The organism is Nonomuraea gerenzanensis, assembly GCF_020215645.1.
GTDB classification, from domain to species: domain Bacteria; phylum Actinomycetota; class Actinomycetes; order Streptosporangiales; family Streptosporangiaceae; genus Nonomuraea; species Nonomuraea gerenzanensis.
Genome location: NZ_CP084058.1, coordinates 7,669,389 through 7,681,791, shown reverse-complemented (window position 1 = coordinate 7,681,791; position 12,403 = coordinate 7,669,389). Strand labels below are relative to the sequence as shown.

Sequence of the window (12,403 nt, the reverse complement as noted above, 5' to 3'; positions counted from 1 at the left end):
CAGAGGGGGCGGCGATGTCCACCCTCGACCTCATCCTGGCCCTCGGGGGCGCCGCCGCACTGCTCGCCGCGATCCTCCCCGAGTACCTCGACCGCCGCGCCGTCTCCCTCCCCCTGGTCTATCTGCTCGCCGGGGTGCTCCTGTTCGCCCTGCCCATCGGCTTACCGGAGCCCGACCCGATCGCCCACCGCACGGCCCTGGAGCACATCACCGAGCTGTGCGTGGTCATCTCCCTCATGGGCGCCGGCCTGGCGATCAACCGCCGCACCGGCGCGCGCGGCTGGTCCACCACCTGGCGGCTGCTCGCCCTGGGCATGCCGCTCACCGTGGCCGGGGTGGCCGCCGCGGCCCTGGCCCTGCCGGGCTGGCCGATCGCCGCCGCGCTGCTGCTCGGCGCCGTGCTCGCGCCCACCGACCCGGTGCTCGCCTCGGACGTGCACGTGGGCGAGCCCGTGGACGCCCAGAACGCCGACGACGAGGTCCGCTTCGCGCTGACCTCGGAGGCGGGGCTCAACGACGGGCTGGCCTTCCCGATCGTGTACGCGGCGATCGCCGTCGCCGCCGGCACGGCGGGCTGGGCGGGGGAGTGGGCGCTGGTGGACGTGCTCTACCGGACGGCGGCGGGCGCCGTCCTGGGACTCCTGATCGGCCGCCTGCTCGGCCGGCTGTTCTTCCGCGCCAGGTCCGACGGGCTGCGCCTGTCGGAGCGCCGCGACGGCTTCGTCGCGCTGGCCTGCACGTTCCTCGCGTACGGGGTGACGGAGCTGGCGCAGGGGTACGGGTTCGTCGCGGTGTTCGTCACCGCGTGCGCGATCAGGAGCGCCGAGCACGGCCACGGCTACAACAACGTCCTGCACGGCTTCGTCGAGCAGATCGAACGCCTGCTCACGGCCTGGCTGCTGCTCCTGCTCGGCGGCTTCGTGGCGACCGGCGGCCTGGCCGCGCTCACCTGGCGCGGCGCCGCCGTCGGCCTCCTGCTGCTGCTCGTCATCCGGCCGCTGGCGGGCTGGCTGGTGCAGTGGGGCGGCCCGGCGGGGCCGAGGGAACGGCTGGCGATCTCGTTCTTCGGCATCCGGGGGATCGGGTCGCTGTTCTACCTGGCGTACGCGCTGGGGCAGGCCGACTTCGGCGTACCGGCGGAGGAGCTGTGGGCGGTCACCGGGTTCACGGTGGTGGCCTCGGTGGTGCTGCACGGCGTCACGGCGACGCCGGCGATGACGCACGTGGACGCCATCCGCGACCGGATGTCGGCTTCCTGACGAGCAGCCCGCCCAGCCCCGCCAGCAGCGGCATCGCCACGGCCGGCAGCCCGATCAGCGCCCACGGCGTCTCGAACGGCACCCGCGGCGCCACGTCCCACCCGATCGAGGTGGTGAAGGGCCAGGCCAGCAGCAGGCCGATCACGCACCCGGCCGGCACGCCGGCCACCGTGCCGCAGGCCGCCGCCAGGGCCGCCCGGCAGGCGGTGAGCAGCCGCGGGGAGCCGAGCCGGCGCAGGACCCGCGGGCGCTCCGACCGCGCCGTGGCCACCAGGGCCCCGGCGAGGCCGACGAGCGCGAGGATCGCGGCGAGGTACCGCCAGCCGCCCGTGTCCCGGAACCCCTGCTCCAGGTACACCTCGACACGATCGCCCAGCAGTCCGGCGAGCCGGTCCCGATCGGCCGCCGAGGCGCGATGCAGCGCGGGATCCACGATCAGCGCCACGACGTCGAGCCGCAGCCCCAACCCCTGCACGAACTCCATGGGTACGAACACCCGCTCCAGGCCGCCGGGAGCGGGCTCGACGGAGATCGCCTGGATGCTCCTGGTCCTGGAGTCGTCGGGGTCGGAGAGATGGTACTGGTACCGCACGGTGTGACCGGATTCCGCCTCCTCCGCGACCACCACGGCGGTGCCCGGGTCGTAGGGCGGCGATGGATCGCCGGTGAGGTAGCTGAGCAGCGCACGGTCGCCGATGTTGCTGGCGTGGTCGTTGTCGTCCAGCACGTCGAGATACCCCGTCGCCACCTCGTAGCCGCGGGCGACCGGCACGCCGGGTGACTCCCGCCGGACGGCCGCCTCGGTGGCCGCCGCCTGCTCCGGTGCGAACAGGACGACGAGCGCGCCCGGCTGGGCCCGGGGCTCGTAGTTCGCCCTGTCCTGCGCGGTCTGCGCGGGCGCGACGATCGCCAGCGCGACGGTGACCGCCGTGGCCACCATGGTCGTCGCCACGGCGGGGGCCGTGCGAGCCCGGTCGTCCGCCAGGTGCCGGGCCGCCGCCTGGAGCGGCCCAGGCAGCCGCCCGAGCGCCCCGAGCAGCCACGGGACGGCGGGCCCGAGCCCGAGCAGGAACACCGCCGCGCTGAAGATCGCGGCCAAGCTCGGTCATCGCCGAGCCGAAGTCGTCGTACGACCCGTCCGCGAGCGTGGTCCGCGCGGCGATCGCCATCCCCACGAGGCCCATTCCCGCCACGGTCGCGCCCTGGAACAGGTAGCCGGCCCGCACCTTGCCATGCCGCCCGCGAGGAGCCGCCTTCGCCGCGAGGATCGTGGCGCAGCACGCCAGCATCACCGGAACCCCGAGCGTGATCACGAAGACGAGCAGGAAGGAGACATCCGGCATGAAGGGAGACTACGTCCCTGTAACGATCAAGCAGGAGGTTCTTCCTGGGGAGGGCCGCAGCGGCGACGCCGGCGAGAGCAGCGGCCGGTCGCCCGACCCCACCGGCCGCGACGCCGACTCCACCTCATGGAGCCACGCCTGCCGGTGGGCCGCTGGACGCACGTGGCCGTGGTCAACGACGCGCGCCGCACTGTCGTGTACGTCGAAGTACGGGCAGGGGTTCCACGGCTGGATCGGCGACGTGCGCATCGTGGCCAGGGCACTGCGCCCGAAGGCGTTCCTGACGCCGTACGCGTGACCGGGGACCGTCCCCTCCCCGGCCCCCGATCCCCGCCGCGCGGTCCTCGTACTAATCCGGCGCCCCACCGCCTCTCTAGCTCCCGCAGGGACGAAGCAGGAGGGGACTGATCACCATGGCGACGACAGCAGCGGCGCCCGGGCGGGCCCGCCGCACCTACCCGGTGCCGCTCAGGGACGGCGACGACGCGTTCGTGCCGCTGGCGGCGGAGATCGGCGCGGTGGCGGCGCGGCACGCGGCCGAGCACGACCGGGACGCCACGTTCGTGGCCCCCGCCTACCGGGCGATGCGCGCGAACGGCTACCTGCGCCTGCCCGTGCCGGTCGAGCTCGGCGGGCTGGGGGCGTCCCTGCGGCAGGTGTGCTACGCGCAGGCCGAGCTGGGCCGCCACGACGGGGCCACGGCGCTGGCGGTGTCCATGCACCTGCACAGCACGGTCAACCAGGCCTACCTGCACGCCAGGGGCGCTGCGGGCGCCGAGCGGATGCTGCGCCGGATCGGCTCCGGCGAGCTGGTGATCGCCACCAGCGGGGGCTCCGACTGGTTGTGGCCGGACACGACCGCCGTCGTCGAGGCCGACGGCTCGCTGCGGGTGAGCGGCCGCAAGGTCTTCTGCAGCCAGGCTCCCGAGGCGGGCGCCATCAGCACCTGCGCGGTGCTCGGCCGGCCGGGGCCGGGGTGCGAGGTGGCGCACTTCTCGGTGCCGCTGCCGTCGCCCGGCGTGCGGCTGGAGGAGACCTGGGACACGCTCGGCATGCGCGGCACCGCCAGCCACGACCTGGTCTTCGAGGACGTGCGCGTCCCGGCGGAGGCCGTCGTCGCCAGGAGGCCGTGGGGCGAGTTCGGCGACGTGCTGACCACGGCCGAGGTGCACTTCGCGCCTGTCATCGCCGCCACCTACCTCGGCATCGCCGCCCAGGCCCGCGACACCGCCGTCACCCGCGCCCTCACCCGCGCCGCCACCCGCGCCGCCACCCGCGCCGCCACCCGCGCCGCCACCCGCGCCGCCACCCGCGCCGCCACCCGCGCTGCGCCCCAGGCCGGAGGTGGCGTCGCACCCCACGCCGCCGGCCCCTCGCCCGCCGCCCGCCCCCAGGTGATGCCGCCGACGGCGCAGCGGCTGGCCGGGCTCATGGACGCGCGGCTCAGGACCGCATGGTGGGCGCTGGCCGGCGCGTTGGACGAGCTGGGCCCCGGTTACGCCTGCACCCCGGAGACCCTGGCCACCGTGATGATCGCCAAACGGGAGGCCGTCGTGGCCGCCGTGGAGGTCGTCGGCCTGGCCATGGACCTGGCCGGCGGAGGCTCGTACTTCCGCCGCTCCCCCCTCGAACGCGCCTACCGCGACGTCCGTGCGGGGACGTTCCACCCCCTCACCCCCGAGGCGACCCTCCTGTACGCGGGCAAGCTCACCCTCGGCGACCCCGGAACCGCCGAATGATGATCAGGCCGCCCGGCACCGGGTAGGTTGGCCCACCATGGAGGCACGCCAGAAGCACCCGCGACGGCTCGCCTGGACCGCGGCGGCCCTGCCCGTCAGCGTGCTCGTCTGCGCGACGGCGTGCGGCCCGGCCCCGGCGAACCGGCTGTCCAGCCCGCCCCCCACCCTGCCGTCCACCGCACCGTCCCCGCAGCCGTCCACGCAGCCGTCCACGCAGCCGTCCACGCAGCCATTCACCCCGCCGTCCAGCACGGCCCCCGCGCCATCACCGTCCCAGGAGCAACAGCTCCCGGCCCCCGACGAGAAGATCCCCAGCAACCCCGCGAAGCTGGCCGAGACCCTGGAGAAGACCACCGAGGCGCTGAACGCGTCCATCGACGCCTGGACGCGGGGCGGCGAGCCCGCGCCCGGCGAGCCGCCGGAGGACCTCGAGCTGCTGGCCCTGCACCAGCAGCGCATCTACCGCCACGCCGCCCGCAACCCCGGGCTGGCCACCAAGACCTTCGCCCGCCTGCCCGCCGCGCTGGCGGCGCAGGCCAGGGACAACACGGCGGCGATCCGCGAGCTGCTCGCCCTGGCCCACCCCATCAAGCCGGACGCCGTCTTCAGGACGCAGCAGCCGCGCCCGGCCGGCGAGCTGCTCGGCCACTTCAAGAAGGCCGAGCGCAGGTTCGGGGTGGAGTGGGAGGTGCTGGCGGCGGTGATGTTCGCGGAGACCAAGTTCGGCCGGGTACGCACCGACAGCCACGTCGGCGCCCAGGGCCCCATGCAGTTCATGCCCGCCACCTGGAAGGCGTACGGGATGGGCGGCGACGTGCGCGACCCGCGCGACGCGGTCATGGGCGCGGCCAACTACCTCAAGGCCAGCGGCGCGCCCCGCGACTACCAGCGGGCCCTGCACGCCTACAACCCGTCCCAGGCGTACGTGGACGCCATCCTCCTGCACGCCCGCCAGATCGAACGCGACCCGCGCGCCTACTACGCCTACTACAGCTGGCAGGTGTACGTGATCACCACGGCGGGGGAGCGGCGCCTGACCGGCCCGTAGCGGAGCAGGTCAGGCGTGGTCGGCGCAGCAGGGAGTGGGGTTCGGCACCTCGGCCGGGGTGATCCGGCCACCGGCGGCCGGCATGGTGAGCAGGGTCATCAGGCCGTCCCGCCAGACGGGCCTGACGTGGTCGTTGGTGACCACCGGCACGTCGTCGGCCGGCGGGCCCGGGGAGGCGAGCAGCAGCACCCGCTCGATGGCCGAGCCGTCGCGCAGCTCGCCCGCGCTGAGGGTGCCGGTGAGCACGTCGCGGCCGGGGAACAGGACGACCCGGCCACCGCTCCTGGCCTCGTGCTCGGCCGCCGCCAGCGCCGCCCCGGCCGCCAGCGGGCCGGTGCGCGCCTCACCGAGCGCCCACGACGCGCCCTCCGGCGCCGCGGCGGCCACCTCCGGCGGCGTCACGGAGGCGGGGACGGACAGCGAGCAGGCCACGTGCGGCTCGTCGCCCGCCTGCCCCGCCGGGACGAAATGGGTGCACCCGACGGTGTCACCCGGCAGGCCGAGCTCCCGCGCCACGGTGTGGAGCAGGTGCTCGGCCTCGGGCAACGTCCGGGATCCCGCGTCGAGACCGAGGATCATCGGCGCGGCAGCACCCAGATCGGGTTGCTGTAGAACCACAGGTCGTTCCACGGGTCGGCGTCGCCGTACACGTCGATGGCCGGCCCGTTCGGGTCCACGGCCGCGCCCAGCAGGCCCGGCGCGCCGCGCTTGCCGTCGGTGCCGCGCAGCCGCACGTACACGGGGTGGTCGACGGCGCCGAGCTGGTAGGTGAAGGTGACGGTGCCGGCGTTCTTGTTCACCTCGTACGACTGCACGACCTTCGTGCTCGGCGTGGTGAAGGCGTCCTGGTCGGAGACGGGGCCGGTGACGTCGCCCTGGATGACGTCCACCCGGGCCAGCGTGGGCACGAACTGCGCCCAGTTCGGCCGCCCGGCCAGGGTGATCTCGATGGCCAGCTCGACGCGGGCGCCCTGCCGTACCTGGAGGGTGCCGCCGAGCGTCACGCCCCGCTGGCCGGTGCCGGCCGCGCGGGCCCGTACCACCAGGCCGCTGATCAGCCCGCCGTGGTCCACCCAGACGCGGCCGGCGCGCAGGGCGTCCATGACGGCGCGGTAGGAGAAGTCCTCGGCGCCGGCGTGCGTCCTGCTGTAGAAACCGGGCCAGAAGTCGCCCGAGCCGAAGTTCGGCACCCCCTTGTAGACGGGGTCCTCGTAGCGGCCGTTGGCGTTGAAGTCGCTGTTCGGGCCGCGGTCGCTGGTGTCGCCGTGCACCCAGTGGGAGTCGGAGTTCGCGGTGATCCACCACGGCTTGCCCTCGGCCAGCAGGCTGTCCCACAGGCCGCCCACGGTGGAGGTCATCCAGTCGAACCCGCCGAAGGTCTTGTAGCTCTCGGCCGGGTAGCCGGGGAAGGAGTCGGCGCCGGGGTTGCTGTCGTAGTAGCCGCGCCCGCCGCCGGGGCCGTTCGGCTTGGCGATGCCGGCGGCCTGGTGGCCGGGCGCGCCCTCCATGCCGATCGCGATCGACGGCTGCGCGTCGCGCCAGCCGCGGATCTCGTGCGGCGAGTCGATGCCCTTCCTGGAGGGGTGGTTGGCCAGGAACAGCGCGTCCGGCACGCGCCGCTTCCTGACCGCCTCGGCCAGGAAGTTCAGCCCGGCGATGGCCAGCGCCTCGTTCTGCGGCGTGTTGGAGCTGGCGCCCTTCACCGACCCGTCGAAGGAGCTCTCGAACTCCTTGAGCGTCGCCACCTCGTTCCTGCCGGGCGCGACGAACACGGTGCCGTGCTCGGCGGCCGGGATGTTCCACTCCAGGCCCTGGAAGACCAGCGTGTCCTTGACGGACTCGCGGGCCGCCACGATGTCCGGGTTCACCTTCTCCACGCCGATCTTGGCGTGCGTGGCGCCGCCGTGGTCGGTGATGACCATCCAGCCCAGCCCGTACGCGTTGGCGTGCCGCACGTGGTCGATGACCCGGTAGACGCCGTCGGAGCTGTGCTGCGTGTGGATGTGGTGGTCGCCGGCCAGCCACTGGTAGCCGTCCCTCGGCTCCCGCCCGCGCCCCTCGTCCCTGGACGTGGCGGCGGCGGCCTGCCCCTCGGCCCCCAGCACGCCCGCGGCGGTCAGCCCGGCGCCCAGCAGCCCGGCCCGCCGGAACATGCGGCGGCGCGAGAGCTGCCCCGGCGACAGCTCCCCGTCGGGAACCGTGAGGTCCCGCACCACGGCGGCCTCGGTGTCTCCGAGCTGCTCGTGCGCGTGGTCGTGATCGTGATGGTGGTGCCCGTGGCCCATGGGGTGTTTCTCCGTCCTTGCCGGAAAGGGTGCGCCGGCTACGGCGGGAGCGTGGCGGAACCGGATGAATCGGACCTGAACACCAAGGGAGCGGGGGATGCCTACCTGATCACGACCCTGCTCTCGGCCCTGCTCACGACCCTGCTCACGACCCTGCTCACGACCCTGCTCACGACCCGCTCACCACTACGAAAGGGCGCGGGCCGCGTGCACCAGCGGCACGTGGCTGAAGGCCTGCGGGAAGTTGCCGACCAGCCGCCCGTAGCGCGGGTCGTACTCCTCCGCCAGCAGCCCCACGTCGTTGCGCAGCCCCAGCAGCCGCTCGAACAGGTCCTCGGCCTCCGCCTTGCGCCCCTGCATGGCCATGACCTCCACCATCCAGAAGCTGCACGCCAGGAACGCCCCCTCGCCGCCCTGCAGCCCGTCGACGTCGTTGTCCTCGGCGATCGGGTAGCGCAGCACGAACCCGTCGGACATGAGCTCCTTCTCGATCGCCGCCACCGTGCCGGTCACGCGGGGGTCGTCGATCGGCAGGAAGCCCACCATGGGGATCATCAGCAGCGCCGCGTCCAGCTCCGAGGAGCCGTAGGACTGGGTGAAGGTGTTGCGCTCGGCGTCGTAGCCCTTCTCGCAGATCTCCGCGTGGATGGTGTCGCGCAGCGTCCGCCACTTGTCGACCGGCCCGGTACGGCCGAAGCGCTCGACGTACTTGACGGCCCGGTCGAGCGCCGCCCAGCACATCACCTTGGAGTGCACGAAGTGCCGGCGCGGGCCGCGCACCTCCCACAGGCCCTCGTCGGGCTCGTCCCAGTGCTCCTCCACGTAGTCGAGGAGCTGGCGCTGGATGGTCCACGCCCGGTCGTCGGCGGACAGGCCGCGGGTGCGGGCGACGTACAGGGAGTTCATCACCTCGCCGTAGACGTCGAGCTGGAGCTGCTTGACCGCCTCGTTGCCGATGCGGACGGGGCGGGAGCCCTCGTAGCCGTCGAGCCAGTCGAGGCGCAGCTCGGGCAGGCGGCGCTCGCCGGCGACGCCGTACATGATCTGCAGGTCCTGCGGGCGGCCCGCGATGGCGCGCAGCAGCCAGGCGCGCCAGTCGGCCGCCTCCTCCAGGTAGCCGGAGCTGATCAGCGCGTCGAGCGTCAGCGTGGCGTCGCGCAGCCAGCAGAAGCGGTAGTCCCAGTTGCGCACGCCGCCCAGGTCCTCCGGCAGGGACGTGGTGGGCGCGGCGACGATGCCGCCCGTCGGCGCGTACGTCAGAGCCTTGAGCGTGATCAGGGACCGGACCACGGCCTCCCGGTACGGCCCCGCGTAGGTGCATCTGTCCACCCACTCGGCCCAGAACGCCTCGGTCTCGTCGAGCTGGGCGTCGCACTGGATCTCCGGCGGCATCGGCTCGTGCGAGGGATGCCAGGTGAACACGAACGGCAGCCGGTCGCCCGCGTTGACGGTGAACGTCGCCCGGTGGGCGTAGTCGCCGCCCTTGAGCGGCACGGGGGAGTGCAGCCACACCGAGTCGGGCCCGCCGATGGCCTGCAGGTGACCGTTGGTGCGGCGCACCCACGGCACGATGCGGCCGTAGTCGAAGCGGACACGCAACTGCGTGGAGACCTGGACGGAGCCGGACACGCCCTCGACGATGCGCACGACGTCGGGGTTGCGGTCACGCGGCGGCATGAAGTCGACCACGCGCACGGTGCCCGTGGGGGTGTCCCACTCGCTCTCCAGGATCAGCGTGTCGGGACGGTAGCGCCGCCTGGTGGCGGGTTTCCTCCCGGTGGGGCCGAGCCACCAGTGCCCGTTGCGCTCGCTGCCGAGCAGTGCCGCGAAGCACGCAGGCGAGTCGAACCTGGGCAGGCAGAGCCAGTCGATCGAGCCGTCCCGACCGACCAGGGCGGCGGACTGCATGTCTCCGATCAGCGCGTAATCCTCGATCCGCATGCCTAGACGCTACTCGGAGAAAGGGTGATCCCGTGGCCGGGTCGATCATGTCGCGTCATGTCCGCCCCGGGCCACGGGATCACGTCAGAGGGAACCAGCGGGTGAACGCCTGCGTCAACGGTCCGATCGCCAGCGCGAACACCACGGTCCCCAGACCCACCGTGCCACCGAGCAGCCAGCCCGCGATCAGCACGGCGACCTCGATGGACAGGCGGGACACCCGTACGGACATGCCCAGCCGCACCAGCCCGGTCATGATGCCGTCGCGGGGGCCGGGGCCCAGGCCCGCGCCGATGTAGAGCAGGGTGGACAGGGCGATGACGACGACACCCAGGACGCAGTAGAAGATCTGGAACACCAGCAGCTCGGGGGTCGGCAGCAGGAAGACTGCGGCGTCCGCGAACGGGCCGACGAGCAGCACGTTGCTGATCGTGCCGAGCCCCGGCTTCTGCTTCAGCGGGATCCACAGCAGCATCACCAGCGCGCCCACCGCGAGGATGACCGTCCCGATGGACAGGCCGGTGCGCAGGGCGGCGCCTTCGTGGAAGACGTTCCAGGGGCTGTTGCCGAGGCCCGACTCCAGCGGCAGCGCGATGCCGAGGCCGTACAGGGCCAGACCTCCGTAGAGCCGGACGAGACGGGCGGGCAGGGAACTCGGCAACGGGACGGTTGATTCACTCATGATGGCCCCCAGATTGGCATCCTCCGATTTGCCAAAACAGGGCCAATCACGAAAAGTGGCCTTATGCGGCACATGTCAGCGATGCAGGTGGCCAGGCTCGTGGACGTCGATCCGGCGGCGCGGCCGTACTACCGCGCCCTCGCCGACGGCGTCCGCACCCTGATCATGGACGGCCAGATCCCGGTACGCGTGCGCATGCCCGCCGAGCGCCACCTCGCCGAGACGCTCAAGGTCAGCCGCACCACCGTGACCGCCGCCTACGACCTGCTGCGCGAGGGCGGCTACCTGGAGAGCAGGCAGGGCTCGGGAAGCTGGACGGCGCTGCCCGACCCGGCCGTCTGGCCCGACAACCCGTGGCTCGGCACCGACCGCGACGGCCTCATCCAGCTGCACACCGCCGCCCCCGCCGCCCCCGCGGCCCTGACCGCCGCCATGGCGGCGGCGGTGGAGGACCTGCCCAGGTACGGCATGGGCAACGGCTACGACCCCATGGGCCTGCCGTCGCTCAGGGAGCGCATCGCCGCCCGCTACACCGCCAGGGGAGTGGCCACCCGGGCCGAGCAGATCGTCGTCACCACCGGCGCCCAGCACGCCATCCACCTGGTCATGGGCCTGCTCACCGGACCGGGCGACCCGGTGATGGTGGAGTCGCCGACCTATCCGCACGCCATCGACGCCGCCCGCAGGCTCGGCGCCCGCCTCGTCCCGACCGGCGTCTCCCACGAGGGCTGGCGGCCCGACCTCGTCGCCGGCGCCATGCTCCAGTCGGGCGCCCGCCTGGCCTACCTCATGCCCGACTTCCAGAACCCGACGGGCGCCCTCATGGAGGACGCCGTCCGCGCCGCCGTCGCCGGGGCCGCCCGCCGCGCCGGCACGCTGCTGCTGGTGGACGAGACCTGGTCGGAGCTGGCGCTGGACGAGGTGCCCCGCACCTCGCCGATGGCCGCCTTCGACACCGACAACCGCGTGATCAGCATCGGCTCCGCCTCCAAGCTGTGGTGGGGCGGGCTGCGCATCGGCTGGATCCGCGCCACGGCCGCCCTGGCCCGCCGGCTCACCATGTTCCGCTCGGCGGTGGACATCGCCAGCCCGGTGCTGGAGCAGCTCGTGGTGGCCCGGCTGTTCGACCGGCTGGAGGAGACCCGCGCCGAGCGCCGCCGCACGCTGCGCGCCTCGCGCGACACCCTGGCCGCCGAGCTGCGCGCCCGGCTGCCCGAGTGGACGTTCGAGCCGCCGCGCGGCGGCGGCGCCCTCTGGGTGCGCCTGGACGGCGCCGGCTCCACCCCGCTCGCGGAGGCCGCGCTCTCCCACGGGGTACGCCTGGCGCCCGGGCCCTGGTTCGGCCTGGAAGGCACCCTGGAGGGCTACCTCCGCCTGCCGTACACGCAGCCGCCCAGCCTGCTCGCCGACGCCGTCACCCGCCTGCGCGCCGCCCGCGACCACGGCCCCACCGGCGCCCCGCGCCCCTCTGACCAGCTCATCGCGATGGTGTGAGGCTCATTCGCCGACCCCCCTGGCCAGCGGCGCGCGCCACTTGAAGCGCATCGCCGCGATCCGCAGCCCGAACGCCAGCAGCGCCGCCGCCAGCGTGGCCTGCCACCCGTGCAGCCCGTACGCCGACAGCCCCGCCATCACCGCCGAGCCCAGCAGCGCGGGCACCGCGTAGAGCTGCCGGTCGTACAGCAGGGTGGGGATCTCCCCGGCCAGCATGTCACGCAGCATGCCCCCGCCCACGGCCGTCGTGACGCCGAGCAGGGCCGCGTGCAGCGGGCTGAGCCCGTACTCCATCGCCTTCTCCGTGCCGACCGCGCAGAACAGCCCGAGCCCCGCCGCGTCCAGCACCAGGATGGCCGGCATCACCCGGGCCACGTGCGGATGGAAGAAGAAGACGATCACCGTGGCGGCCACCGGCACGAGGACGTACCCGAGGCTCTGGAAGGCGATCGGGCGCACGTTCAGGATGAGGTCGCGGACGAGGCCACCGCCGAGCGCGGTGATTTCCGCCAGCACCCCCATGCCCACCACGTCGAGCCGCTTGCGCACTCCCATGAGCGCGCCGGACAGGGCGAAGACGAAGATGCCTACCAGGTCGAGAAGTTCGGACAC

General features: G+C 73.6%; 11 protein-coding genes. 5 read left to right on the top strand and 6 right to left on the bottom strand.

Features of this window, described 5'->3' with window-relative positions; all coding sequences use genetic code 11:
* Window positions 1–14: 14 nt before the first annotated feature.
* On the top strand, window positions 15–1,259 hold the full coding sequence (locus tag LCN96_RS35590) for a cation:proton antiporter domain-containing protein (protein WP_225266813.1): 1,245 nt from the start codon (window positions 15–17) through the stop codon (window positions 1,257–1,259).
* Here LCN96_RS35590 and LCN96_RS35585 read toward each other — a convergent pair.
* Window positions 1,198–2,358 carry a hypothetical protein gene (locus LCN96_RS35585; RefSeq protein ID WP_225266812.1) on the bottom strand — a complete coding sequence of 387 codons (1,161 nt, stop codon included), beginning with the start codon at window positions 2,356–2,358 and terminating at the stop codon, window positions 1,198–1,200. The genes LCN96_RS35590 and LCN96_RS35585 overlap by 62 nt on opposite strands.
* Window positions 2,359–2,600: 242 nt before the next feature.
* On the opposite strand from LCN96_RS35585, the gene LCN96_RS35580 reads away from it, so the two are divergent.
* From LCN96_RS35580 to LCN96_RS35560, 3 genes are all read left to right on the top strand, one after another.
* On the top strand, window positions 2,601–2,900 hold the full coding sequence (locus tag LCN96_RS35580) for a hypothetical protein (RefSeq protein ID WP_225266811.1): 300 nt from the start codon (window positions 2,601–2,603) through the stop codon (window positions 2,898–2,900).
* 115 nt (window positions 2,901–3,015) lie between these two features.
* Complete coding sequence (locus tag LCN96_RS56850; RefSeq protein WP_263657364.1) at window positions 3,016–4,341, top strand: acyl-CoA dehydrogenase family protein; 1,326 nt, start codon at window positions 3,016–3,018, stop codon at window positions 4,339–4,341.
* 37 nt (window positions 4,342–4,378) lie between these two features.
* Window positions 4,379–5,389, top strand: coding sequence for a lytic transglycosylase domain-containing protein (locus tag LCN96_RS35560; protein WP_225266810.1), 1,011 nt, complete (start codon window positions 4,379–4,381; stop codon window positions 5,387–5,389).
* Window positions 5,390–5,398: 9 nt separating this feature from the next.
* Here LCN96_RS35560 and LCN96_RS35555 read toward each other — a convergent pair whose 3' ends face one another.
* The 4 genes from LCN96_RS35555 to yczE all read right to left on the bottom strand — a co-directional run bounded on the left by LCN96_RS35555 (window position 5,399) and on the right by yczE (window position 10,297).
* Window positions 5,399–5,968 carry a hypothetical protein gene (locus tag LCN96_RS35555; RefSeq protein WP_225266809.1) on the bottom strand — a complete coding sequence of 190 codons (570 nt, stop codon included), beginning with the start codon at window positions 5,966–5,968 and terminating at the stop codon, window positions 5,399–5,401.
* On the bottom strand, window positions 5,965–7,674 hold the full coding sequence (locus LCN96_RS35550) for a hypothetical protein (protein ID WP_225266808.1): 1,710 nt from the start codon (window positions 7,672–7,674) through the stop codon (window positions 5,965–5,967). The genes LCN96_RS35555 and LCN96_RS35550 overlap by 4 nt, the downstream gene beginning before the upstream one ends.
* 186 nt (window positions 7,675–7,860) lie before the next feature.
* Complete coding sequence (locus tag LCN96_RS35545; RefSeq protein WP_225266807.1) at window positions 7,861–9,615, bottom strand: glycoside hydrolase family 15 protein; 1,755 nt, start codon at window positions 9,613–9,615, stop codon at window positions 7,861–7,863.
* 79 nt (window positions 9,616–9,694) lie between these two features.
* The gene (yczE, locus tag LCN96_RS35540; RefSeq protein WP_225266806.1) at window positions 9,695–10,297 is read right to left on the bottom strand and encodes a membrane protein YczE; all 603 of its coding nucleotides are present in this window, start codon (window positions 10,295–10,297) and stop codon (window positions 9,695–9,697) included.
* A 72-nt stretch (window positions 10,298–10,369) separates the two neighbouring features.
* Here yczE and yczR point away from each other — a divergent pair, with 72 nt between their 5' ends.
* The gene (yczR, locus tag LCN96_RS35535) at window positions 10,370–11,791 is read left to right on the top strand and encodes a MocR-like transcription factor YczR (RefSeq protein WP_225266805.1); all 1,422 of its coding nucleotides are present in this window, start codon (window positions 10,370–10,372) and stop codon (window positions 11,789–11,791) included.
* 3 nt (window positions 11,792–11,794) lie between these two features.
* On the opposite strand, the gene LCN96_RS35530 is transcribed toward yczR, so the two are convergent.
* Window positions 11,795–12,403, bottom strand: coding sequence for a trimeric intracellular cation channel family protein (locus LCN96_RS35530; protein WP_225266804.1), 609 nt, complete (start codon window positions 12,401–12,403; stop codon window positions 11,795–11,797).